This is a genomic window from Paenibacillus phytohabitans (assembly GCF_013141775.1).
Lineage (GTDB): Bacteria > Bacillota > Bacilli > Paenibacillales > Paenibacillaceae > Paenibacillus_AQ > Paenibacillus_AQ phytohabitans.
Map to the genome: position 1 here is coordinate 164,619 of NZ_WHOB01000018.1, position 24,969 is coordinate 189,587.

Sequence of the window (24,969 nt, forward strand, 5' to 3'; positions counted from 1 at the left end):
GTACCTGAAGAGGTGGATGCCGCAAGGCATTGATGAATTTGGGTGGTAACACGTGAGCACAGGCTCTCGTCCCTTTGGGGATGAGGGTCTTTTTTGTGCGCTTAGAATCCTAAACATGTTCTCAGAAACGGGTTTTGTCCGAAGCCGTTTCAAGGAAACATCTGTCAACAAAACTTATAGGAGGACAATGACATGACAAACATTTTTATCGGAGGGGCTTGGCCGTATGCCAATGGCTCCCTGCATCTGGGCAGGCTTGCAAGTCTTCTGCCGGGAGATATCCTGGCCCGCTATCACCGTGCCAAAGGCGACGCTGTGCTGTATGTCTCCGGCAGTGACTGCCATGGCACTCCCGTCGCTGTGCAGGCGGCGCAGGAAGGTGTATCCCCTGGTGAATTCGCCAGCAGATATCATCAGGAGTTCGCAGATTGCTTCCGCACGCTGGGATTCACCTACGACTTATACACCCGGACCGATCAGGAGCATCATCACAGCGTGGTGCAGGAGCTATTCGTTAAGCTTCTGGATAACGGGCATCTGTACCAGAAGTCAACGCTCCAATGCTACTGTGAGCAGGATCAGCGCTACTTGCCGGACCGCTATGTAGAGGGAATCTGCCCGGTCTGCGGACAGCAGGCCCGGGGTGACCAATGTGATTACTGTTCTACGATACTCGACCCGGTTGACCTGCTGGAGCGTACCTGCAAAATCTGCGGAACCCCGCCGGTGCTGCGTTCCACCCTGCATTATTATTTGTCACTATCCAGCTTCCAAAGCGCACTCTCGGAATACGTAGATTCTGCGCAAGGCTGGAGAGACAATGCTGTGCGTTTAACCCGCAGATATCTGCAGGAAGGACTGCAGGACCGCGCTGCAACGCGGGATCTGGACTGGGGGGTGGATGTTCCCGTAGATGGCTTCACGGACAAAAAAATCTATGTGTGGATTGAAGCCGTGAGCGGCTATCTGTCCGCCAGCAAGCAATGGGCAGCGGAGACCGGCAACCGCTGGGAGGATTTCTGGCTGGAATCCACTGAGGACAAGGACGCCGGGAGCCCTCCCATTACCGCCTATTATGTGCACGGCAAGGATAATGTACCTTTTCACAGCCTGATCTGGCCGGCTCTGCTGCTGGGTGCTGGAGACCTTCATCTGCCGGACCGCATCTTCTCCTGTGAATACATGACTCTCGAAGGGGAGAAATTCTCCACAAGCCGTAACTGGGCCGTCTGGGTGCCGGATATTCTCAGCCGCTACAATCCGGATTCCATCCGGTATTTCCTGACAGCGAACGGCCCCGAGAAACGGGATGCCGACTTCTCCTGGAGAGAATTCATCTACAGCCATAACAGCGAGCTGCTGGGTGCCTTCGGTAATTTCGTCAACCGCAGTCTGGTATTCGTGAATAAGTTCTGGAATGGCGAGGTGCCTGAGGGTACACTGGATGCCGAATGGGCCAGCAGCATTAATACTCTGTACAGCGAGACCGGGAGACTTATTGAGGGGGGCAGCTTCAAAGAAGCGCTCGAGCATGTCTTCACCCATATCCGCCAGGCTAACAAATATTTCGATCAGCAGCAGCCGTGGCTGCAGATTAAGAATGACCCCGCCGCCTGTGCCAGTACGCTGTATACCTGTGTACAGATCATTGCTAATCTGTCCAACCTGCTGAACCCGTTCATTCCATTCTCCTGTGGCAAGATCAGGGAGTTTCTGGCCCTTGAACAGCCTGTCTGGCAGCCGGTAGCCGTTCCGGCACATCAGCGGGTACAGGGGCTGGAATTATTGTTCGAACGGATTGATGTGGCGCGGATTGAGGAGGAGACCGAGCGCCTCAAGAGCTTGCAGCGCTGAGGCGGAAAACTTCATCATCTCCTCGTCAGCTGGCTGATGAGGCGGACTGAGATTCCTCTATTCCTGCAAATCAGGCAAATTCGCCGGTCAAGCGGACTGAGAATCTCTTATATGCCCCGCCGCCCCTCATTTTGGGGCCGGATGAACAAAATAACGGAATCTCAGTCCGATTCAGTCTCAAAAAGCGGCTTTTTCGGGAAATAGGGTCCTCTCAGTCCGCTTCACTTTTGCGATGAACACTTGCTCCAGTACACCTGCTACCTGTTACTTGTTTCCGTTTTCGCAAGAATTCGGCCCCGCCGTATGTCGGTGCAACTCAAAAAAGCGTCCTTATCCGCAGACCGCTTACAAAACAAGCGGTGCAGATAAGAACGTTTTTGCATTTCAATGCGTAGCTGATGCTGCTGCAACTCTCAACTATTCCGCCCTTAATGGCCGGGAAAGCGCCCTCCTGCTGCAACACCCTGCGGGGAGATCCGCTCGATCCGGGCCAGATCATCCGCTGACAATACTACCTGCAACGCACCGAGATTCTCTTGCACCCGATCCAGCCGCTTTGTTCCCGGGATCGGCACAATTTGCTCACCCTGCGCAAGCAGCCAGGCCAGCGCAAGCTGCGAAGGAGCACAGTCCTTCTCGGCTGCCATCTGCCCGATCAGCGAGACCACTTCGAGATTCCTGGCGAAATTCGCTCCCTGGAACCGCGGGTAGCTACGGCGGTAATCGTCCGGCGGCAGGTCGTTGAAGCTTTTAATCTGACCGGTCAGAAATCCGCGGCCCAGCGGACTATAAGGAACGAATCCGATGCCCAGTTCTTTGACCAGCGGCAGTATTTCATCCTCTACCTCCCGGCTCCAGAGCGAATATTCTGTCTGCAGTGCCGTAAGGGGATGTACCGTATGTGCACGGCGTATCAGCTCAGGCGAAGCTTCCGATAAGCCAATGTAGCGGATTTTCCCTTCCTTGACCAGTTCAGCCAGCGTGCCTATAGTCTCCTCGATTGGTGTGTTCGGATCAGGACGGTGCTGATAATACAGATCAATATAATCCATACCGAGATGGTATAGGCTGGAATCTACGGATTTTTTGATATAAGCCGGATCACCCTTGGGGCCCTGAGTATGCGTAATGCCAAATTTGGTCGCAATAACCGCTTTATCCCGTCTGCCCTTAAGCGCGCGGCCCACGAGCCTCTCATTGCTGCCAAAACGCTGCTGCGCGAAATCTCCATAGATATCTGCTGTATCCAGCAGGGTTACTCCCAGGTCGAGTGCCCCATGGATCACTTTTACCGACTCTTCGTTCTCCGGCATCATCATCGTCCCTAGTCCCAGAGCCGATACTGTCAGCCCTTCGTTTCCGAGTGTTCTTGTCTGCATTTGGTTGTCTCCCTCTTTTCCCGGTGAAAGATTCTTCGGATATGTCCCTATTCTAACCTTCCTGCCATGGAGCAGCCACAGTACGTTTATGCTAGTAAGATCATTACCAGGGAACAGAACAGCACAGAACAGAAATAGAAATAGAAATAGAAACAGACCGGCCGTCCAAGTGACTCCATTCGATTCTCAGCTCTCTGCCACCACAGGTGTATAAATACAGATATGCAGACCCGGATGATCGGCCAGACTTGCAACGGAGTTGATGTCATAGGTCACAGACTGATTCGTGCTTAGACTTTGTATGACTACGCGATTTACTTTTTTGCCTTGAATGTTGTGCAGCTTCCACATCTCAGCGAAATCCATACTGTCCTCACAGAGCTTCACTACCATGTCTTTGTACCAGGGATCGTGCAGATGCATGTCATAATAGGTTCTGAACACAGCTACTGAATAGAGCGCGAACTCCTCCCAATTCAACATCCGGCGGCGCAGCCCCTGATCGAGAAACAATAGACGGAGCATAATGCGCTCGGAAGCAGGCAGCTTCCCGAAATTGCTAAGAACTTCACCCGCCTTATCATTCCAGGCCAGAACCTCGGACCGCTCATTCGTAATAAAAGACGGATAAGACAGCTGGCTGATAATATCCCGCCATTGCGGATTCAGCCCGGGGCTCACCGTATTAATAGAAGGAACTGGATCCGGATTCCCTGGATTCCACAGCTCGAACAGATGCGTCCGCTCATCAGGGGTCAAGCGCAGGGCCAGACTGAGACTCTCCATAATCTCTCTGGAAGCGGTAACTTCTCTGCCTTGCTCCAGCCACGTATAATAGGTGCTGCTGACACCCGCCAGAATCGCCACTTCCTCCCGCCGTAGTCCGGGTGTTCTGCGCTGGCTGTTCGTTTCCTTAAGCCCGGCAGCTTCAGGCTGCAGCCGGTCCCGGCGCGATTTCAGATACTCTCCAAGCCGCTTGAACTTCAAATTCTCATCGCTCATAAACTAACCTCTTCTCACAGCAATTGGTGTCCCTATTCTACCTTATTCTCTGCCGTTCACAAACTTACACGGAACTCGGACTTGAGAAGCTATAACATAATCTCTCGCAAAAAAAGCTGCAGAACACCCTTCGCGTCGCACCGCGATCAATAGAAATAACCCCACTTGCTTCTCCAAGCCGCTGTCGCGGTTAATTGGACGAAGCCTATGGGGCTTAACTAACTTGCATGTGTCTTTCTTTCTGCTGCTTGCCTATGTTTCCATTACTGCCTGGAAGCTTCAGCCTGACTAATCTCAACAGCCTGTGCAGCAATCTTCTGCAGCTCGGCTGCGATAGCCTCCACAGAGCCCTTCCACAGCTTGCGTCCTAATTCTTCGCTGGCATGAGTCGGATCGCCAATGACACCCGTTGCCGAGTACCTGGTGAAGTCGAGTCCGGGATCGTCCCAATCCGGTTCAGTACTGCCGGGATTCTCAATCAGCTCCTCACGGATGCACTCTGGATGTTTGTAGAGTCCCAGTGATGTGGTGAAGCTGTCGGCATGACCACCCGGAATATGCGGATCGGCATGTGTACACCAGACCTCATGGAACGGATGATGCGGAAGATGAACCCTGGCTTTTCCTGCATAATCCTGATTAAATTTCACAGCCACCTGGTTCAGCATATGTCCGCCGCAGCCGCGCATAATCACCAGCTGCTTGAAGCCCTGGTCAGCCAGTGAAACCAGAACCGCATAGATCACATTCTCATACACCTTCTGCGGGATGTCGATGTAGCCATAGCCGTAATTACGGTGCTCGGGAGTAGGACCAAATGGAATCGTCGGAATTACCAGTACCTTCACACCGTAATTCAGATTAGCCATTGTTGCCGCCTCAATGGACAGCTCGGTAGCCAGCCAGATATCAAAATCCACCGTCGCATGTGGCCCCTGCTGCTCCGTGCAGCCAGTTGGAATAATAGCCATATAGCCTTCGGCTGCTTTTTGCTTAATCTCCAGAAAAGTTAATTTCCCATATTCTACGTTCATCTATAATCTCCTTATATGGTACTGCATCATATCTTCCTGCTCAGACTTACTGTAAATTCGGGCTTGGTCTGGTAGGCCATATAAGCGACAGTACCGTCAAATGCCAGATAAGCTTCATAACGGGTGCGGATAGCGGGGCTGGTAATCATCTCAAGCACTTTATCCCGGTTGACCCAACAGCTCTCCGATGTTTCATCCGATGTCGCTAATGTCCCGCCGATTGGCCGGCACACATAGTCCAGCATCACTTTGGTCGGGATATCGGTTACACCGTCATGCCCTTTGTACATCCCCGTATTGGAATACACGCCGATCAGCTGGTCAACCACAGTGAGGATGCCACTTTCCTCCTGTATTTCACGGGTTAGCGCATCCATCAGATTCTCTCCTGACTCCACTTGACCTCCGGGGAACACCCAGCCGCCCTTAAACGTTTTTACCAGTAAAATATCTCCCAGTTCATTCTCTACAATCCCGCCGACCGCGACAATATGAGTAGGCATAGACATGGCAATCACTCCGCTCAATGGTAGAATTATTGTGCACCAAATTCCACTTGTTCAATAGATCTGCTTTCATTGGCATTTCCGCTCAGTTGCTTGATATATTCTGTTACTCTCGCGATTAACGTTGGATAAATCCCCGGATACGTAACCGTTTCCGGAATTTCTCTGAATCTGCGAATCTCCTCCATTTCATATGGGGGCAGGGGGCCAAACTTATCAACAGCTGCAAAGTACAGCATCCCGTAGCTCGCGGGTACTTCTTCACTTCTCACCGAATATACACATATAGGGTATAACTTGTACGCCTTAGCGCCTGTTTCCTCATACAGCTCCCTGGCGGCAGCTTCATCAGGACTCTCTCCTGCTTCAATATGTCCGCCGGCAAATTCCCATGTGGACCGCTCGCGGTGCCGCACCAGAACCCAGTCTTCACCCTGCTTCATGACAATCACAACATACTTAAGACTAACCTCAGGCATTTCAGATTCATGCAAAGTTACGATCATTAGAAGAACTCCTTCGGCTTCATTATGTATAATGGAATGGTTGAGAGATTTTTCCAGACAACCGCCATCATTATATTATAAAATCTTTTCTGTGTCGCTCAACTTTTTCGCTGCAAAAAAGCCCCGCTCACATTCAGAGGGACCTGCACCTTATCTTATCATCTACCACCAGTAAAGGGGTTAATCTAACCTGTCAAATCACAGCCCACCTTCTTCTCTTCCGCCGTGATCCGCTTCCTCAGAGTAGCATAGTACTGCCTCCTATTTATTCTCTAATAAATTCCATATATCAGCCAACCTATTTCTTCGTTATAAAAAATTCTTGCCATTCCCTCACATCATATGGTATTATAAATTTCGTTGCAGGACGGTAGCTCAGCGGGAGAGCACTATCTTGACAGGGTAGGGGTCATGGGTTCGAACCCCATCCGTCCTATACAGAGAAAGCCTTATTCTATAAGGCTTTTTTTGCTTTTTACGGACTAAAACCTTCTCACATAACCTCATCTTCGACAAAATGGTAGCGTCATCATTGTAATTGAGTTCATTTCTATATATCCTCAGTTACCGCTGTTAACTCAAGTTCTAAATAATTATTCTCTGAGAAGGTGTTCCACTTTTCCAAGTAGGGTTGGGTATAGAGATGGTTATAAGATTCTGGAAGAACACTCTCTGAAAGGAGTCTCTGTTAAAATAATTAGTTCAATTATAGAAGAAATTGAGAGGAGCTTCACAATGAAACTAATTAAAAATATTCTATTAGTCTCTGTTCTAACCCTGTCTTCTGTGACCTTGGTTACTATTCCAACTCTCGTAGTTTATGCAGATCAAGCAGCAAAAGTGATTTCAATATCGGTCGCAAGTCCGTCAAATGCATTAAAACCAAAACAGACATTTCAATTAAAGCCAAACGTAGTTACCTCACCCAAAGGCACAAATGTAAAGATTACATACTCTTCAACCAATACTAAGGTAGCAACGGTAAATGTGAGTGGTTTAGTAACGGCTGTCAATCCAGGAAAAGCAATCATATATACAAGCTCAGGCGGCAAAAGCACATATGTAGTAATCAATGTAGCTTCTAGTACAGTAAGTCTCAGTACAGGGCTGTGGGTGGAAAAGAAGGACATTAAAAATTCAGAAGAACAACTGTTAACTGATGGTGCTATTTATTTCGAACTGAAAAGCTTCAAAAATAATGTGCTGACTGGACATTTTTTCTCTATTAGTTCCCCTCCATCCAATCGGATAGCTGATGTTGAGATCAGAACAGAAATTAAAAATGGTAAAGGGATTTTCTCCTACACAGATGATGGTTGGGGAAACAGTGGAAAAGGAACTGTAGAAATCAAAGGGGACAATCTTTTGTTCGGCTTCAAAGAGACCAAATCAGACAGCAGCGCAATGTGGAATCTCGGATCATTCAGCGTCACATTATATAAATCTAACAGCGGTTCGAACGTGGATGTAAAAGCCTTTGAAGGACAATGGAGCACTCCAGGTTCAGATGAGTTAGCCTTTAAGCTGACCATTAAGAGTGACACTAAGGGCGTAATTACCTTCTTCAGCGAAGGTGAGGAATTCCCTAATAATATCACTTTCGTTCACAACGGTGATAAGCTCACTTTTAAGTATGAAGATAGCGACCAGAAAACAACTTTAAAGCTAGTGGATTCTAAAACGATTAAACTCACTACTACTGATGGGTATCAGCTCACATTAAAGAAATATTGAATAACTTGACCTCAACTGATCAAACGCACATAACAAGCACCTATAAAAAGGTGCTTTTTGTTTTAGTTTGTAGTTTGTAATTTGTAGTTGCATTTTGTCTATACGGTGCATCCAGACTTGATATACAATAGAAATATCTCTAAACTACCAAAGCAGGTGATGTATGGATATTTCATTCGAACTATTGAGTGTACATTGGCGAATTGCCATGAAGAATAGTCCAAGGAGGATATATGCAAAACGAGAAATTACAACAAATGCAGTATTGGGCACAATGCTCAATTAAAATCCTCCAAGAATATACACCTTATATAAATTTAGATGACCAGCAATACATAGCATATCCAAATCATTTTCATATTAGAAATAATTCTAAAGGTTACTATTTATATACTGTATTAGAGGAAATTGCGATGGTAGGCTCTTCTATGTTCCGCTGGATTGACTTTTTATCTGGAGACGATCCAGTTGATCTTAAAACATTCCCTACGCGAGTTATTATTCAAGCAGTAAGTGATGAACAGTCTATGTGGAATCGTAAGTTGCTAGAAGCTCTTGTTGATCTTATTTTATTTGATAAAACAAATGACGAAAATTACTTTAAACATTATTTGCTTATGAGAGAATACAATGATATTCAAATGGAGATCAATGACTGGAAGGAATTTTACGGTCACCCTTTTGAAAATCACCTGTTGCAACTTGCGGAGACAAAAAAGACAATTCAACTCTTAGAACCTGAAATTGATTTCAATAAGTGCTGGTACCTCCAAGAGAAAAAATCTATAAATTCTCCTAAGTACCCATATAGTCCCTTTAAGGGCTTTAGACAAAAGCTTAAAGAGGCTTTACTCACCACGAATGCAAGAGAAAAGTTAGTTCTGGGCTTATCCTATAAAAGATATTCCGATACAAGCGAATCAATTCATTTTATTCCAGATAAAAAAATTGATCTGCCGTCAACTATTACTATTGAGAAAACAATGATGAAAATCTGGTTAACCATAGTATGCCTGATTGGCAGAGTCCAAATAATTCTTGGGGACTGTCCAAAGGGCTTCAATGATGAAATCAATACCATTCTCAATCTGCCTACAAATGAACAAGAACTTATAAACCTATTAACTGTGGATAGATTTCAAATAAATGATATTATCTTGACATCTTACTCCGATTTGGCTGTTGTTACAGATACCTTTACTAGTAAATATGGTTATAAAACTTATAAAATAAAGTTTCTAATAAAAGAACAATCAACCTTTATAAAAGAAGAATGGCTCCCTGGAAATTGCTTGAAAAAAATTATTGGATATAGTGAACATATGACTCATGTTTTAAGTAATTCTGATCTGGTGCCACTCTTTGAAACAGTATCTACTGAGGAATACTATAAACAATTTGTTAACACTTTTGTTGATACTTGGAATCTAGGAGCAAAAGATTACTTTCTAAAAAATGATACGGATGCTTTGTTTAAATCCTTCATGAAACTAGATATAAAATGATATGACTTTATCTTACGGTTCAAAAATTTTTAATGAAAATCCAAAAACGTATAGCAGATTTGGTATGAGCGCCTTACCTAAATATTTTTCTAGAAACCATCAAATTTTTATGATTGAAAGGTTGTTGAATTTACATGGTAAGCAAAGTGGATGAGGATAAAAATAAATTAAGGTTATTTTTTAAGGAAAGGAAGTTTATTGATACCGTTCTAGGGAAAGTAGAAATTGAAGAAGAAATTGGTCAAGGCGGTAATGCGCTTGTTTTTTCCGCAATATGGGGTCGAACGCAAGTCGCAATCAAGTTCCTTGCAGAAGATTGTGCTATTGAAGCTACATCCAGGCACAAGAGATTTGTAACTGAAGTTCGTGAAGTAATTAAGTTATCCGATTCTCAAGCTGTTGTCCCAATCTACTTTTATGATCTCTTGAACGTTGAAAGTAGCATATTCCCTTATATGATTATGAAAAAGTACCCATACACTCTAAATGCGTGGAAAAGGAAGAATGAGATTAACCAGATTGATGACGTATTACCAATAGTGAAGAACCTCCTATACTGTCTAGATAAGATTCATAGCATGAATATAGTCCATCGCGATTTAAAACCGCAAAACCTTCTAGTAGATGACGACAACGATTTAGTACTTGCTGATTTCGGAATTTCATGGTTCGATCCTGAGCATTATGAACGTCTTGTGAAGACAGAAAAAAAAGATAGATTAGCTAACTTTGCGTTTTCAGCTCCTGAGCAGTTTCAAGTAAAACCAGAAACAAAACCTACAATGGATTTATTTGCTTTAGGGCAGTTGATACAATGGTTAATTACGGATGATACTGTAAGAGGTGTAGGTCGTACAAAATTAAAAAGTGTACATGAATCGTTTGCACCCTTAGATCCTTTAGTTGATTTACTTTTACAGTATGATCCTATAAACAGACCTCAAAATGCAACTGAGGTAAGCCACCTTCTTGATTCGGCCCTTAAGCCCACTGAAGTCCGAGAAAGTGAAGAAGATAGGGTTTTAAACGCTTTGAGAGGATTTGACGAGATATTAAGATCAACATGTCCTGGAAAAAAAGGGCTTATTAAAATTACAGAGAAACAAAAAATCGACTTAATAATGAGTAGATTGGCTGACCAATATAATAAACTAAAGTTATGGTGGACCCAAGGTTCATCAGATTGTCCTATTGATAATATTCGTCTAATAGATGAAAATATTTGGTTGTTTGACAGTAGCGAATGTCTGATCGAAGCGATTTGGGTAAAAAGGGATCACTCTTATGATCACCAATACATTCTTCTACAATGCGCGGCAATGCCTCCTTTTGGAATTTATGAAAATTATGGTCAGAAGACTGAAGAAGCAGCTTGGTTTATGGAGAACTATATAACTAGACAGGAGTATGATGATGGTTATGCAGAAATAAATGGCGGAATTGAAAAATTAAGCAATAGGGCTGAAATTCGCATTAGAGAGCTTGAACGAGATTTCCTCTTTGTGGCAACTTTTGCAAATCCGATAAATGTTGATACTCATCGTGATAACAATAGAGAAATAGTAGATAACGTATACCATTTTATTAAAGATGCTGGTGAAGTGGATGAGAGTCAACTCAAGAGGCTAGATAAATTACAGCGACATCCAATATCTGTTATGATGAGTTGAAATTTGACAGCACTAGTCCTTGCTTCTTTAAAACATTAGAACATTGTGTAAAAGATAACGGAATGCAAACTCCTGCATTGTATACACTTTTAAGTTTATTGATATTGATATTGATTTTTGGAGGTCGGAGAATGTATTTATCGGACATGGCTCTTATGAAATATTTAAATAGGAAAAATTCATTATATCATGGGAAAATTCTGGAATTAAGAGAATCCGTAGCCAATTGGCTCTCATATATCCCCCACACCTTTCCCCATTATACAAGACACACAGTTGAACACAGCGAAGAAATCATTTTGCAGATATCGAAGATGCTCTTTAAGGATAACGATCAGGAACAGGCTATTCTACGTTTGTCGAGTGCAGAAGCATTTATTATAATGGCGTCAGCTTTACTACACGATACTGGCATGGTCGTTTCAGATCAAGAAAAAATAAAGATATTACAATCTGAGGAATGGAACTTATGGGTTTCAAGAAGCGGGGCAAAGCGCTGGAATGAAATAATGGGAATTAGGGAGGATAACAGTATTGAAATCAGTACTCGTAATTTTATAGCTGATCTACAAACAAGATATTTAATAGCGGAATACATAAGGAAGACACATCATCTTAAGGCAGTCGATGTTATGACTCAAAACCATACTTTTTTAGGGAAATTTTCATTTGATGATCCTTCACTTTTTCGAACAATAACAGATATTTGCGTGGCCCATGGCTTAAGTAGCTATGAACTTGATGACAGTGAAAAGTATCCTGAACGTCGCGACATCAGAGGAGAAGAAGTAAATGTAAAGTTTCTTGCTCTGTTGCTTAGAATTGGTGATTTGCTAGACATGTCTTATGACAGAGCCTGTCCCTTGTTAATGAACGCTGCTTGTCCTTTACCAGCAGATAGCTTGGCACATTGGACTCAATATCAAAGAATTACCCATCGACTAACAGCAACTGATTCTATTGAAATTACTGCAAAATGTAATACTCAAGATGAACATAGGTTTCTACAAGATTGGTGTCAATGGTTAGTTGATGAAATGAAAAATGCGTCTATAATTATGTCAAAAGCCACAAGACATTCCAATTGGATTGTCCCAAGTGTAAGTATGGGTACTTTAAATTCTTCTATTAAAATAGAACCAAGCATATCGGCCACATATATCCCCTCTGAGTGGAAGCTTGAACTTGATCAAGACATGGTATTTCAAAGATTGATCTCAGACGTTTATCAGTCCGAAAAAGATTTCCTCAGAGAATTATTGCAGAATGCACTTGATGCAACCAGATGTAAAGTAATTGAAGACTTGAAAAATAAAGGAGAGGATGTTCCAACCTTCACTAATCAAATAAGTGAGCATATTAGAGAGAAATATCCGATTAATATTACATTAGAAGAAATAGCTATTCAAAGCCCCCTTTCTCAAGAAGAACATCTCAAACAACTTTTAGTTATTGAAGATAATGGACTCGGCATGGATACAGAGATAATAAAGAAGTATTTTTTGCAGGTTGGGCGTTCCTACTATACATCTGAAGAATTTCAAAGGAAGTTCAATTTTAAGCCAAACAGTCAATTCGGAGTGGGTTTTTTATCGGTATTCGCAGTCAGTGAACATATAACTGTGGAGACTTATAAACCCTCCTCATTCCGTGGAGAAGGTCCAATATCCTTGTGTCTAACAAGTCCAAGAAGTTATTTATTAACCGACAAAGGATCGCGAAAAAAAAGTGGAACTAAAATCTCGCTTATACTAAAAAAAGAGTTTAGTAAGAATGAACTATACAGTTTATTGAATAAGTGGTGTAAAAAAATAGAGTTTCCAATTTTCTTGAATGAATTAGGTACTCAAAGTGTCATCAATAGTGAAGAAGTTCATCAATTCACATATGAAATAGAGAGCCTTGAAGAGAATAAAAAATTTGTTACGTCTGTTTATTCTATAGATGAGAAAGATGTATTTGGAGAAATATATGTAACCCATGTCAATGATAACAATAAAGATGATTGGAGCCAGTGGAATTGGATAAATTACCAATATGAAAATTCTCATCCAATAGCTATAAAACCCAAATCTCCTCAAAATCTGACATGTATAAATGGTATTGCTTATAGTGAGTTTGAATCCTCTAGGCCCTTTAGTTTTCGAATAGATTATCGAGGTGAATACTTGAAGCCTAACTTATCTCGCCAACACATGGATAGAGAAAATCACCTAGATAATCCAGTAATTTATAATAGGTTTATAGAAATCCTTAATGAGCATCTATCCTTACCTCATATAGATACTATGAATAATAAATGGATATACATCAATAAGATAATTAATTCCGAGCCAAGAATCATAAAAAGCTTTCAAGACACTCCGATTATTAGAGTGTTTATTTCAGGGATTCCAAAATTGCTATCTCCAAATGAGATTTCTAAAATTAATAAATTTTACACTTTTTCTATTAATAGCTATCATAAAAAATACTCTATCCATGAGATTCAAGAAATACTAAATTCAATAAAAGAGCCAGTACTTCTTGATATGGACCTTTTCCGTATTGCTGATAATATTATTCCTTACTATGAAAGAGCTATCTCAAAAATTACACCAATAAACGAAAATTATTTTTACTTAACTTTGTGGACAACTGCTAAAGCAACATACCTCAGAAAATTTATCAATTCGAACGACTATGACTATCATAGATTTACTTATTCTTTAGCTAAATATGATAACAAAAACATTATTGGTTTGAGACTATTTGATTCCAGAAGTAGTAGTAAAAACAGAGAAGTATTAGTTCTAAACTTAAATAATATTCTTGTAAAATGGTTAATTAAAGTTAACTCTGCTTTAGAAGAACGCTCTGATTTCTTAATAACCAATGCTTATAATAAAATATTAGAATTACTTAAAACGCCAGTTACCTTAGATGGGTATGAATCAGATATATTAAATGATCATATTAATAAATGGAAAGAGATTAAGGGGTTACCATCACAATTCCTTCCCCCTAAAATAATTGTTGATGAGTCAATGTTTTTCACAAGCTATCGTTAAATTACTGGTAGCAAGGTGGTAGCATACCCAAAATAACATGCGGATATAGAAGGAACGATCCTTTCAGTATTACCTCCTAATTTCAAGTAGTATCAGCTTTTAGGATTTTACTGGACAGTAAAGGAAACCACGGTACTCCATTGACAGGGTAGGGGTCATGGGTTCGAACCCCATCCGTCCTATTCTGCATCACCTGACAAAACCTTTATTTTATAAGGGTTTTGTCTTTTTTTTGGTTATAGCATCTCTTCAACTTTTTGAGATTGGGGACGGTTTTTTTTCCATCAAAAACGGCTATCCTCTTGCCTTTATCAGCTCCAGCCGTAATTTTGCCAATGACTGTCCCATTCTTCACAACTCCCTGACCTTTTTTCAAAAGGATGCCACCGGGAAGTTTCGCTTGATTGTAAGTGGACAACAAAACTTCCGTAAACATCTGTGTGAATTCCGGCCCAGGACCTGGGAAACCGCCATAGGGATATCAGTCCATGTTTAGTTCACCTCCTTGATGATCACCGCTACCAACTCTTTTTAATGAAACAAGCGCTGCTTCTCTAGCTGCTTCCTGCAGTTGCTCAGGTGTCTTCTGCCCGCCGTTTGCTTGTGGATTGGGAGGCGGTGGACACCATACCCCGGCTTACGCTGTATCCTGGATAGTTTGGTATGGGTTTTGTCTGCATTAGGAAGCTTCCATTCACATGGGTATTTGATAGTTCTCTGCCAATCCTTTACAATCGAGTTGTGAGGGCTTGCCCAATCTTTCTCTTCGACCTCTCCCCTACACTAAAAATTGCGAGAGGTATTTTATTTAAGAGGTGCATTTATGAACGGAAATAAAGTCATCCTTATTCTTCTTGCCATCTCAATACTGGGTGTAATCCTTTTCTTCGGAATAACTTATATATTATTATGGTATATCATTAGTAATTAATAGCTAACACTAACCGGCCCCCCTGCGCTGAGATTATTTGGTCGCGTGTCGATGGCCTTCGGCCTGACCAACAACTTCTCCTGAAATAAACTCCTTCACCCAGTTCAGTTCACTTTTCACTATAAACTAATAATTCCATTGGTAAACTCTCTTGCCATTTCAGCAAGTTCATCGGGACATCTGATTACGATACAATTAGAATCTACATTGTCCGAAACCATTCCCTCCGTTGAATTATTATTTTAACGTATTTGTGTCATAAAGCTTAGTACCTATCTTAAATGGGCTCTCGCCTAGTTCTTTAATTAGGCGTTTGCATAGCATGAGGTATAACCATTTGGGAGGTAACAAAGTGCTGAATAATCAAATGTATCCAATGCATCAACAGATGCCGCAAGCCATCATGGTCTATCCAATTGATCCCTATGTCGTTGAAACCTTAATGTCTGTAAAAGGTAAGCAGGTGGTACTTGAAACCACTCGCGGCGGGATTAGCGGCTGTTTGATGGATGTAAAGCCAGACCACGTTGTATTGGATACCAGAGGCAGAAAATTCTTTGTACGCATCTGTGAGATCGTTTGGATCATGCCAGAGTAAATGGCAGTTCATGAGAGAGTTGCGAAAGCAGCTCTTTTTTTATGCCTTTTACACCTGAACCCCGAGAAGCTTTCTTGCTGCATCCCAAAAGCCTCCATACAATCATCGAATTGGTCTTTCTCTTTCCATCCCTGCATGTTGGCATATGTGATTGGGATGCCCGGATAATCTGCAACCTCGGCCATGAATCGCTTGATATCCCAATGCCCGACCCAAGGGTTCATATCATGATTAATATCTCCACTCCGCTGTAGCAGACTATGCGCAACATGTCTGTTCCCTCCCTGGGGCTATGCCCCCTCGAAACTAAAATCTCTGATCGGCGTACAAATGTTAAATAATTGAAAAGGATGCTGCGTTTTGAAATATAATAGAAGATTGCTCTCTGCGCTTTTTATAGGCATCAGTTTTGGTATTGCATTCTCCATTGTTTTTGACAACATCGCCATTGGTGGGGGATTAGGAATTATTTTTGCGTAAATTTGATAAAGGAGTTGGTGAACATGGTGGGCTTCGCTATTCTTTTCATAGCCCTTTCACTGATCAATATTTTCTTTCCGTCATTGGGCTGGTACACGCGTTATGGTTGGATGGTAAAGGGCGACTCCGAACCAAGTAAGGCTTATCTCGTAATCAGTAGAGTAAGCAGTATTATTATGCTTCTTCTCTTTTTCATATTCTTTTTTCCGATGCTGTAGATTTAAATGGACTAGAAAAGGCAATAGCTCCTGCCTCCTTTCATTGCGAAAATCCACCTATTATCGTATTGTTTATTTAAAGGAGTGATTGTTGTGCGTATAGCCTTTTGGATTGTATTTGCCTTTGTTGGTATTTTGATCTTTGGGATAGTTGGCGGCTTAATTGGCCGTAAGAAACGGAAGTAATCAATAGGGGCTATAACAGCCCCTATTGATCTATATAATGAATGCTACCACGCGGATGAATTGATTTGAGCAATTGCATAACTTATCTCAAAACTATTGGAGGTTGTTACGTAACAGCAGACGTTGATAACACCGTTCAAAGTGCAGAAACGGTCATTCTTCATGCCCTTTAAGTTCCATCCACACTGAGGGTAAATCGCTCTGATCGCCTATCGTAACCACCTCCCAGGACATAGAAAAAGGCCACCCTTTTAAAAGCAGTGACCTTTAGATTTCTGAAATTATTTTATTTCATATAATTCAAAACGCGCATATTGCCAGCCGCGGGAGCGTGTTCTTTAAAGGTGGCTCCGCACAGGTCTGATGTACTTAAAATGCCGTTCCGGATTAAAATAAAAGTAAATCATTCTACCGGGGGAAGTATCAAATGAGTAACCCGTGCCTGCAAAATCAAAAGTTGCCATTACCCGTTCAATCTTTTCCTCCACACTACGATTCTCCTGCTCATAATCGAATGGCCCATGTTCAAATACAATATATTTATCTTCCGGAACATCAGCCATAAGCATTTGTGGTGGTACTTCGCCTTTATAATCCAAAGGAAGCCGTGCACCATAACACTCTGTACGCGGAATCCCCCAATCGCACAGTCTGCCGTCCGGGTCATTCATATACGCCATAATCTGACCGCTGCCCCCATTAGGTTCACTCCCGCCTTCGTCATCCAATTTGCCCTTGATACTATCGAGTAAGCCGCAGATGGTTTCGTAATCCTGTCCCTGGATAAGATTTTGCTTTTGCCAAAAATCCCAATACCCATTACTCTCATAGTTTTTAATGTGCAAAAATTTGTGAGCGGGAATGGTCACAAAATAAATTTTTACATCATCTGTAGATTTCATCATCCCAATCTCTCCCAATCCAAAAAAGTAGCGGTCAAACGGGTTTAATTTTGTACGAAGAACGACTGGCTTAGGATTTTTCCGGAAATCACTTGGGGTTACAGCATAGGTTCCCTTAAAGGCTCTGGTAAACGCTTCATGTGATGAAAAGCCATAATTAAAGGCAATATCTAAAAGGCTTTTTTCACTATCCCGAACTTCTTTAAGCGCAAAGGCTAGTTTTCTATGCCGCAGATAATCCCTAAATTGCATACCCGATATTTCCTTGAATTTTCTCGTAGTATGAAATTCGGAATAACCCAGCCTGCGGGAAAGATTGCGTAGTGTCAAGGCTTCATCATTATAATTTTTAATACATATGTCAATTTCATCAACGATGATTTGAATTTGTTTCTGCCACTCGTACATTCGTCATTTCACCCCGTTTCAATCACCCTACATTTATTTTAAAGATAATGGAAGATCCTTACTTGATTTTACTTGCTGTTATTTCATTTCTCTCTTTTTAAGTTAAATGTATATAATCATCAGGAACTACGTCCAATATATACTTGCGGATTTACAATATATTAACGTATACCGATGAAATGGAGTGATGATAAATGGCGACAATTATTAGTTATGGTTCAGAGGCAAAAATCCCGTTAGACCCGTTCAATTCTGCTGTAACGGTTGCGGGGATTCCTGGAGCAGGCGCGGCTCTAGCCACAGCGCAAGTAAATATTAGTCCTGCTAATCCTGCCTCTTTCTCCAGTAGAGTCGAGTTAAATGGCAGTTTTAGTCTTACTGCACTTGCTAATAGCCCATTTTTTGTTATCATCCGGCGTGCCGGAGTAGATATTTATAGATCCTTTTATCGTTTCACTACAATTACTGATATCCAATTAAATGTTCTGTGGGTGGATGGTCCATATCTTGGAATCCATAACTATGAATTAATCATTCAAAATGATAGCATCTCGCCTATAAATCTATTTGGGCCTATAGCATTCACAGCAACAGCTATTGGAGGAGAAGGCGTAATTTAAAAAATTGAAAAAAGCCCTGCGGACCATTACTGGCGGCAGGGCTTTTAACAATGCTCCCGGACCGCACGCCAGCTCACTTCCATTTCTCCGCAACATTGTCCTCACCTTCATAGTAGTCCACCCGCTCTTCCGCCATATAGATTTCCTCGTACGGCAGAATGTTAATCTTTCCGGAATCCGGATATTCGCAAATATCGATCCCCAGGTTCGTACGTAAATCCAAGTACCTGCAAGGCTCGGCGGTATGATTAAATAATTGATGCGCCCCTTCCGGCCCCGTTTCAAAAAACACCGTATCACCTTCCTGCACTTCCTGAAAACCTGCTGGCGTTCTGAGCGTAGCCCGGCCTGAAATAATTACAAATACCTCTTCAACACTTCTATGGAAATGATATGGATACGAATACTTCCCTGGATCAAGCGACCTGATCTCAAAAAGCAATTGCTTCGCCCCTGCCATCTCCGCCAGCTTCCTGCTTGTATGCCAGGCAAACTCAGGAACCGGGGATTGTCTTTGCTCAAACGAAACGTTCTTGTCATTGAAAATAATTGCCATCCTTGTACCCTCCTAGTCGAAAATGATATTGTTATACCAATCGCCGCCATTAGTATGAATAGCATTTTTTCATATTTGTTATATTATACCAGCCGCCATGCTACAAACTCAATATTCAGCAAAATACAGCAGTTACTCCGAGAGGACCTATCTAATGAACATCAAAAGAAATGAAGCCATCATCTATCTCATTTTAAAATACATCGAGCAGGAAGAAGAGCCTGAATTCCGGGAAATAGGCACTAGTAAGAAAGCTTTCTACGCTGCCCTGGAAGAGATACATAAAGCAGACTGGGCTACTAATATTACTTTTAAACGAGGCGGTTTACTAAATCGCATAAAGTTGGCCGTTGTTACCGGCAGCAGGCTAACTCAATCCGGCCGTTACTTCATCACAGACTTCGAGCGTAAGGTTGCCAGTGAGGATAGCCATCACAATATATAAATCATAAGGAGAGGTGTTCCTGAATGACAGGTAGTGAATTGAATCCTAAAGTGGATTTTTTCTTTAATAAAGCAAGTCAATGGAAGGAAGAATACGGGAAACTCCGGACGATCCTGCTTGGATGTCAGCTCACAGAGGAATTGAAGTGGGGGGTTCCTTGTTATACGTTTCAAGGCGGGAATATCGCTCTAATCCACGGATTCAAAGAATATTGTGCGATTATGTTCGTCAAAGGCTCCTTGCTGCCTGATCCCCAGGGCATTCTGATTCAGCAAACCAAGAATGTGCAGGCCGGGCGCCAGATCCGGTTCAATACGGTTCAAGAAATAGCCGATAGGGAAGCTACTATTAAAGACTATATCTATAATGCCATAGAGGTTGAAACCGCTGGTCTGGAAGTGGATTATAAGAAGGATACGGAGTATGAGATTCCTGAAGAGTTTCAAACAAAGCTTGATGAGAATCTGGATTTGCAAGCAGCCTTTGAAGCCCTAACCCCCGGAAGAAAAAGACAATATATCACTTATTTCACAGACCCCAAACAATCCAAAACCCGTACAGCACGGGTTGAGAAGTATACGCCGCATATTTTGAACGGTAAGGGATTGAGTGATTAGGGGCCCCCTTTACCTTCACCCAATAATAAAAAAATGAGCTACCACTCCGGTAGCTCGACAAATTTAATATTCGTTTCGGACGTTTTAACATTTTTGAGAACTTCTTTGTAACCCTTTTCTGAAAGAAAACACTTTTGTTCGACCCCTTTGTGGTCTTCCCCGAAATAAGCGATATGAAATGTTTTATCCATCTGGATAATATTAGTGACTTGTATTAACGTGTTTCTATCCGCAAGAACGAAATTATATCCTGAACTGGCTAGGGTGTTAAGCCAATATTTCAACGTACCTACTGTATAAAAGGTTTGATCGTACGTATGGACGATTATCCTGTAGATAGTTCGTTCAAATTCCATATAAGTTATTTTTGCAATATCGAGTGAGAATACACCAGTGTTTCCCTCTGTGTCTCTTGTGACAGATATACTACTCAAAGGGATCAGCTCCAATATTAATTGAGTAACTCTTCAGGGACTTCCGGTTGATTTACATATAATACGCTAGCGGTAACCAAAACTAGAAGAGCGGCCATTGCGGACAAACCAGAAGCAAGTTTGTAAACAGCTTTACGTTGCAGTGATTTCATCGTAAGGTTTTCACCTCCTTTCTAGCGACTATCAGACTAATGGATTGTGCCATAAAACTGGCAGCAATGGCTGGTGAAGCTATAAATATATTAGCGGTCACAAGTAGTGCAGCTATAATTCTCAACTTGGGCCAATGCGTTCTAGGAATCCGGGTCTGACGTTCGATTCCAATCGGGGCCAGCCATAGAACCACTATAAGACTGATACCGTTCATAAGCAGAATAAATAAGGGGCTAACTTCAATAAAGGACAAAAGTGTAAACAACGTTGTCGTAAACAAGACGCATGCTGTTCCGGATTTGAGATGTGCTCCTCCAGATACTTGACGTAATAATGCAAAGGAGATCAGTATCTGGATGGCTTCACCTGTCCTACCGGTCAGAAGGGATACAGCCAACGTGAGACCCATAATAAATACCACATTAAGGACTACCTCAATAGCAAACTTCAAAACGGCATAGGATGCCGGGTGCTCCGGAACAATATTTTTTATCCCGGTAGCGAGCTTCGCGGACATGATATCAAGCATCTTCCTTCTCCTTTCTGGTTGAATAATATAGAAGGAATACAGACATGATCACAAAGATCACAGCATTTAACAGGATATCATTGTAGTAGAGCAGTACTGATATACCTATCACAAAACCTAGTATCAATACAGACAGAAGAATATCTTCTAATTTCAGTCTTAGTTTATCCAAATCAAAAGTGAATCCTTTCCCTTTGCGGTAAGCATAACTGAAGATAAAGAACACCACGGCAGAAGTCAGAAGTTGCAGAAAATATCCATTCCCTACGCTAGCATAAATATCGGATATAGATCCAAATACTAGAAGGACTATGATGGTTTGAATCACAGCAAAAATAACATAACCTGATATTGTAGCAATGATTGATAGTATTAGCGGCATCCTGACCACAGCGGAGAAGAACAGGATGAAAATCAATATTAGAATGAGCGGCGAGATATTCGCCATCCCGAGCTCATTTCTTAACAAATAGCTTTGAAGATTATTTAGTAGGATAACGAATAATACTTGCCATAAGTACCATTTCCATTTAAATCTAAAGAGCGACATAATGAGATAATATAGAGCAAGAGTTTCTATTGTTGAGAAAAACATAAAGCCAACAGGTTCCCATGACAAACCATAACACCGCCTGACTGATTTTCGTTCATTGAATTAATTATATAACTGCTCATGCCACAGCGTATACTACTTATTTACATTATTCGACACTTTCTCCCCCATTCTGCGTATTTTTTTCAACAATTAGCTGTTAACCAAGTCCATTGCACAAAATTGCGTTCGTACTCTATGGCTCTCCCCTGTTTCTCTCCGCCTTTGTCCAGCACAAAACTCTCTCCCCTGCATTCTATATAAAGAACCTTAATAGAAAGGGGTAGATTAGCATGGCGACTCGTCAGCCGGATTTGGTGTTGATCAATTGGAGCCGGAACCCGTTAGTGCCCGGATCTGCACGCAGAATTACCGCCAGCCGGGTTATCGGAAATGCCGAACCCTGCTTGCCCAGCTTAAGAACCAATGGATTGCTTAGCACGGCCTTAGCCTGTCTGCAGGACAACGACATCGGTTTCAGAATCGTATTCCGCAAAAAAACCTCAAGCATCAGCGGATATTTGTTACTCCAGCGTAATTGATAGGATTTCAGGGGTCTGGCTAATTGCCAGGCTCTTTTGTTTTGCAGCTTCTCTTAGGGGACAAGCGTAACAAGTGAAGGGAATTCAGGCTTATTGCTGCCATTCTCTGGTCCACGCGGGATTAATATCGGGGGATTGTATGGTAAAATACACTAATACAAACAGAACATCCGCCGGTCTCTCCTGACCATACACCAACGGATGTTCATCGCTAAACAGGATTGTTAATTTATAATTCCGCCCATGTTACATTTAGCTCTACAGTACCTTCCTGGGAAGCCAAAGAACCGCCGATGATCGACCAGCTCTGCTTATTGTCTTTGGTGGTACCCTGGATAATCAGGTTCTTGTCATCAAGGGTCTGCGCAGAATCGCTTCCGAGTCTTGAAGAGAAATAATCCTGATAGAGCTTCGATACTGTATCCATGCTTTGCGTTGTGGTGAAGATCAGAAGAGCTGTCTTTTTGCCTTCGTTCTCTTCAGAATGGGAAAGCTTGATTTGAACATCCTCCGGCAGCGGGAAATCCTCCGGCAGATTCTCCGGCAGCTCTTGGGAAGCGGCAGAAGCATCCGGCTGAGCCGTAACTCCATTGTTCCCGGCGGACGGTGCAGAGGTCTGCATAGAATCAGTTGCAGGCACATCCGGCTGATTACTGCAGGCATTCACTGCCAACATGGATAACATCATCGATAAGGTCAAAATTAGTTTTTTGGTATACACAGCTTCACTCCTTAAGCGTTCTAGGCCTAACATTGCCAGTAAGATATGCAGGCTTACCGGATAATACCCTTTATGCTATTCCGCCAATCAGCTGATTGATTTAATTACATCTATTCAAGGAGACATGGATATGGATAAGAAAAAAGACTCCTCCCAAGGCATCGCCCTGGGCTTATGCTTTGGTATAGTGTTTTGGATGGCTTTTGATAATTTGCCTTTGGGCATAGCCTTGGGTATTGCCTTTGGAGTTGTTTTCTCTAGACCCGGCAAATCTAAGAATGATCCAAAAGATCCTCCGGCTGAGTGAACCGGAATGATATATTCACGGCAAAGGAGTCATTAACACATGTTCCAATCTAATAACGGTAAGAAGCTTACCAGGTACGGCTTGATTGTATTAGCTCTTACGATTTCGTTGGTGACAGCTGTCCTGTCGAAAGATGAACCGGACAATACCTTTGAAACACTGGACACAATTGTTCTTACATATCCTTCTCAGGCAGAAGTTCTATCGGTAACCGACGGAGATACTTTCAAAGTTAAGTTCGAAGATGGTTCGGTAGACAAAATCCGGCTCCTGCTCATTGATACTCCTGAAACTAAGCGCGCCAATACACCGGTTCAGCCCTTTGGCCCTGAGGCCAGCGAGTACTTAACGGAGCTTCTGAACGGGCAAACGGTTAGGGTCGAAATGGATGTGTCTGAACGTGATCAATACGGCCGGGTTCTGGCTTATGTCTATCTCGGTGATGAGATGGTGAATGAAATGCTGGTCGCTGAGGGTCTGGCCAGGGTTGCCGTGTATCCACCGGATGTGAAATATGTGGATCAGCTCAGAGCCACTGAGAAAAAGGCTAAGTCTGCGAAGCTGGGGATTTGGAGCATAGAGAATTATGTGACCGACCGGGGATACGACACTTCTGTCGCAGCTACCCACGCCAACAAAAAATAGACCCGAGAGACAAAAGTCTCCCGGGTTGTTCTATAGTTATTTATAATAGGAAGTAGTCAATGGAACGAACATGGATGAGCCGTCTTGTACGTCTCCGGTTACATAGATAGAGCTTACTCCGGCAATGTCCACCTCTACGGTTACGAGCCCTTCTTCAGGGGTAATGTTCAGCTTCTTAAGCACCGTATCCGTATCGCTGTCTTGCACGGTAAAGTCTTTAATATCAGTGCCGATCGCCGCTACCTGAATGTACAGCTTCTGATATTTCTTGTTCGGGTAGAGCATGAACGAGCTGCCGCGAGTGCCGCTGCCATTATCGAAATGGACATCTTTATAGTCCTTATCTTTATAGACGGTTTTGTCAGGATCTTTGGTATGGTATGAGGAGTCAAAACCGGCTGCAATGGAGACTCCTTCCGTCTGCTCCCCTAATGAAATGGTATTGGAGGCGGCATCGAATTTAACGGTAACTCCGAGCAGATCCGACACAGAACGGACTGGCAGATACGTAGTATCCTTATAAGAAATCGGAGCGATCACTGCACCGCTGCTATTCTTCAGCTGCACAGGCTGGCCATCTACCTTGAATTTAATTCCCGGGTTCAGAAAAGCTTTGATCTCCTGCAGATTGGCTCCTGCGTATACCCCCGTTCCCATTCCTCCAAGTACAGCAAAAACAGTCAGCGCAGCGGTTAATTTCTTTTTCACCCGATCAAACTCCTCTCCATGTATTTCAAATTTAAAACTTACATACTGGGAGTATAATAAATCTTACCATAATATGCAAATGGCTGAGAATCCGCCGAAATACAAAAAAACACCCCGCCTTCCGGCAGGGCATCCAT

The 24,969-nt window shown here is 42.6% G+C and carries 27 protein-coding genes, 1 tRNA gene and 1 other annotated feature (1 of these 29 cut by a window edge); of the genes, 13 read left to right on the forward strand and 15 right to left on the reverse strand.

What is annotated here, in order from left to right; translation table 11 throughout:
• Positions 1-77 (forward strand) — a binding site (T-box leader); it begins 192 nt to the left of the window's first position.
• Positions 78-192: 115 nt separating this feature from the next.
• Positions 193-1,854: a methionine--tRNA ligase gene (metG, locus tag GC101_RS05780; RefSeq protein ID WP_171716474.1), complete on the forward strand. Its 1,662-nt coding sequence runs from the start codon at positions 193-195 to the stop codon at positions 1,852-1,854.
• Between the two features lie 428 nt (positions 1,855-2,282).
• Here the strand turns inward: metG and GC101_RS05785 are convergent, their stop codons facing one another.
• From GC101_RS05785 to GC101_RS05805, 5 genes are all read right to left on the reverse strand, one after another.
• Positions 2,283-3,233 (reverse strand): aldo/keto reductase, encoded by a 951-nt coding sequence (locus GC101_RS05785; protein WP_171716475.1) that lies wholly within the window; start codon positions 3,231-3,233, stop codon positions 2,283-2,285.
• 186 nt (positions 3,234-3,419) lie between these two features.
• Positions 3,420-4,235, reverse strand: a complete 816-nt coding sequence (locus tag GC101_RS05790; protein WP_171716476.1) for a helix-turn-helix transcriptional regulator — start codon at positions 4,233-4,235, stop codon at positions 3,420-3,422.
• A 263-nt stretch (positions 4,236-4,498) separates the two neighbouring features.
• Positions 4,499-5,269 (reverse strand): creatininase family protein, encoded by a 771-nt coding sequence (locus GC101_RS05795; protein ID WP_171716477.1) that lies wholly within the window; start codon positions 5,267-5,269, stop codon positions 4,499-4,501.
• Positions 5,270-5,295: 26 nt separating this feature from the next.
• The gene (locus GC101_RS05800) at positions 5,296-5,778 is read right to left on the reverse strand and encodes an NUDIX hydrolase (RefSeq protein ID WP_171716478.1); all 483 of its coding nucleotides are present in this window, start codon (positions 5,776-5,778) and stop codon (positions 5,296-5,298) included.
• A 26-nt stretch (positions 5,779-5,804) separates the two neighbouring features.
• Entirely contained in the window at positions 5,805-6,281 is a 477-nt protein-coding gene (locus GC101_RS05805) for an NUDIX hydrolase (protein WP_171716479.1), read from the reverse strand.
• A 364-nt stretch (positions 6,282-6,645) separates the two neighbouring features.
• Here GC101_RS05805 and GC101_RS05810 point away from each other — a divergent pair.
• The 5 genes from GC101_RS05810 (at position 6,646) to GC101_RS05830 (ending at position 14,240) form a co-directional block, all read left to right on the forward strand.
• A tRNA-Val gene (locus tag GC101_RS05810) sits at positions 6,646-6,717 on the forward strand.
• Between the two features lie 299 nt (positions 6,718-7,016).
• Positions 7,017-8,015 carry an Ig-like domain-containing protein gene (locus GC101_RS05815; protein WP_171716480.1) on the forward strand — a complete coding sequence of 333 codons (999 nt, stop codon included), beginning with the start codon at positions 7,017-7,019 and terminating at the stop codon, positions 8,013-8,015.
• Positions 8,016-8,248: 233 nt separating this feature from the next.
• A complete protein-coding gene (locus GC101_RS05820; RefSeq protein ID WP_171716481.1) occupies positions 8,249-9,520 on the forward strand; it encodes a hypothetical protein in 1,272 nt (423 codons plus the stop codon).
• A 134-nt stretch (positions 9,521-9,654) separates the two neighbouring features.
• Positions 9,655-11,190, forward strand: coding sequence for a protein kinase domain-containing protein (locus GC101_RS05825; RefSeq protein ID WP_171716482.1), 1,536 nt, complete (start codon positions 9,655-9,657; stop codon positions 11,188-11,190).
• Between the two features lie 131 nt (positions 11,191-11,321).
• Positions 11,322-14,240 carry an HD domain-containing protein gene (locus GC101_RS05830; RefSeq protein WP_171716483.1) on the forward strand — a complete coding sequence of 973 codons (2,919 nt, stop codon included), beginning with the start codon at positions 11,322-11,324 and terminating at the stop codon, positions 14,238-14,240.
• Positions 14,241-14,445: 205 nt separating this feature from the next.
• Here the strand turns inward: GC101_RS05830 and GC101_RS35985 are convergent, their stop codons facing one another.
• On the reverse strand, positions 14,446-14,676 hold the full coding sequence (locus GC101_RS35985; protein WP_246354185.1) for a hypothetical protein: 231 nt from the start codon (positions 14,674-14,676) through the stop codon (positions 14,446-14,448).
• Positions 14,677-15,538: 862 nt separating this feature from the next.
• On the opposite strand from GC101_RS35985, the gene GC101_RS05840 reads away from it, so the two are divergent.
• On the forward strand, positions 15,539-15,769 hold the full coding sequence (locus tag GC101_RS05840) for a YuzF family protein (RefSeq protein ID WP_231575419.1): 231 nt from the start codon (positions 15,539-15,541) through the stop codon (positions 15,767-15,769).
• Between the two features lie 503 nt (positions 15,770-16,272).
• The gene (locus GC101_RS36710; protein WP_076245371.1) at positions 16,273-16,467 is read left to right on the forward strand and encodes a DUF6199 family natural product biosynthesis protein; all 195 of its coding nucleotides are present in this window, start codon (positions 16,273-16,275) and stop codon (positions 16,465-16,467) included.
• 524 nt (positions 16,468-16,991) lie between these two features.
• Here the strand turns inward: GC101_RS36710 and GC101_RS05845 are convergent.
• The gene (locus tag GC101_RS05845; protein WP_171716484.1) at positions 16,992-17,963 is read right to left on the reverse strand and encodes a helix-turn-helix transcriptional regulator; all 972 of its coding nucleotides are present in this window, start codon (positions 17,961-17,963) and stop codon (positions 16,992-16,994) included.
• 194 nt (positions 17,964-18,157) lie between these two features.
• Between GC101_RS05845 and GC101_RS05850 the strand changes: the two genes are divergently transcribed.
• A complete protein-coding gene (locus tag GC101_RS05850; protein ID WP_171716485.1) occupies positions 18,158-18,583 on the forward strand; it encodes a hypothetical protein in 426 nt (141 codons plus the stop codon).
• Between the two features lie 73 nt (positions 18,584-18,656).
• Here GC101_RS05850 and GC101_RS05855 read toward each other — a convergent pair whose 3' ends face one another.
• Positions 18,657-19,139 (reverse strand): cupin domain-containing protein, encoded by a 483-nt coding sequence (locus GC101_RS05855; RefSeq protein ID WP_171716486.1) that lies wholly within the window; start codon positions 19,137-19,139, stop codon positions 18,657-18,659.
• A gap of 154 nt (positions 19,140-19,293) precedes the next feature.
• Here GC101_RS05855 and GC101_RS05860 point away from each other — a divergent pair, with 154 nt between their 5' ends.
• A complete protein-coding gene (locus GC101_RS05860) occupies positions 19,294-19,584 on the forward strand; it encodes a hypothetical protein (RefSeq protein ID WP_171716487.1) in 291 nt (96 codons plus the stop codon).
• 23 nt (positions 19,585-19,607) lie between these two features.
• Positions 19,608-20,201, forward strand: coding sequence for a YdeI/OmpD-associated family protein (locus GC101_RS05865; protein WP_171716488.1), 594 nt, complete (start codon positions 19,608-19,610; stop codon positions 20,199-20,201).
• A gap of 38 nt (positions 20,202-20,239) precedes the next feature.
• Here the strand turns inward: GC101_RS05865 and GC101_RS36895 are convergent, their stop codons facing one another.
• The 6 genes from GC101_RS36895 to GC101_RS05895 form a co-directional block, all read right to left on the reverse strand.
• Positions 20,240-20,650: a LytTR family transcriptional regulator DNA-binding domain-containing protein gene (locus GC101_RS36895; RefSeq protein ID WP_042136304.1), complete on the reverse strand. Its 411-nt coding sequence runs from the start codon at positions 20,648-20,650 to the stop codon at positions 20,240-20,242.
• A 2-nt stretch (positions 20,651-20,652) separates the two neighbouring features.
• Positions 20,653-20,787, reverse strand: coding sequence for a cyclic lactone autoinducer peptide (locus tag GC101_RS05875; RefSeq protein WP_081969953.1), 135 nt, complete (start codon positions 20,785-20,787; stop codon positions 20,653-20,655).
• Positions 20,784-21,317 carry an accessory gene regulator B family protein gene (locus GC101_RS05880; protein ID WP_171716489.1) on the reverse strand — a complete coding sequence of 178 codons (534 nt, stop codon included), beginning with the start codon at positions 21,315-21,317 and terminating at the stop codon, positions 20,784-20,786. The genes GC101_RS05875 and GC101_RS05880 overlap by 4 nt, the downstream gene beginning before the upstream one ends.
• Complete coding sequence (locus tag GC101_RS05885) at positions 21,310-21,936, reverse strand: hypothetical protein (protein WP_081969952.1); 627 nt, start codon at positions 21,934-21,936, stop codon at positions 21,310-21,312. Before GC101_RS05885 ends, GC101_RS05880 begins: the two co-directional genes overlap by 8 nt.
• Before the next feature lie 277 nt (positions 21,937-22,213).
• Entirely contained in the window at positions 22,214-22,405 is a 192-nt protein-coding gene (locus tag GC101_RS05890) for a hypothetical protein (protein WP_171716490.1), read from the reverse strand.
• A gap of 275 nt (positions 22,406-22,680) precedes the next feature.
• Positions 22,681-23,172, reverse strand: a complete 492-nt coding sequence (locus GC101_RS05895) for a hypothetical protein (protein WP_052769994.1) — start codon at positions 23,170-23,172, stop codon at positions 22,681-22,683.
• A 130-nt stretch (positions 23,173-23,302) separates the two neighbouring features.
• Between GC101_RS05895 and GC101_RS05900 the strand changes: the two genes are divergently transcribed.
• Positions 23,303-23,479, forward strand: a complete 177-nt coding sequence (locus GC101_RS05900; protein ID WP_171716491.1) for a glycine zipper domain-containing protein — start codon at positions 23,303-23,305, stop codon at positions 23,477-23,479.
• 39 nt (positions 23,480-23,518) lie between these two features.
• Positions 23,519-24,124, forward strand: coding sequence for a thermonuclease family protein (locus GC101_RS05905; RefSeq protein ID WP_171716492.1), 606 nt, complete (start codon positions 23,519-23,521; stop codon positions 24,122-24,124).
• Between the two features lie 36 nt (positions 24,125-24,160).
• Here the strand turns inward: GC101_RS05905 and GC101_RS05910 are convergent, their stop codons facing one another.
• Positions 24,161-24,832: a stalk domain-containing protein gene (locus GC101_RS05910; protein ID WP_042136296.1), complete on the reverse strand. Its 672-nt coding sequence runs from the start codon at positions 24,830-24,832 to the stop codon at positions 24,161-24,163.
• Positions 24,833-24,969 lie beyond the last annotated feature (137 nt).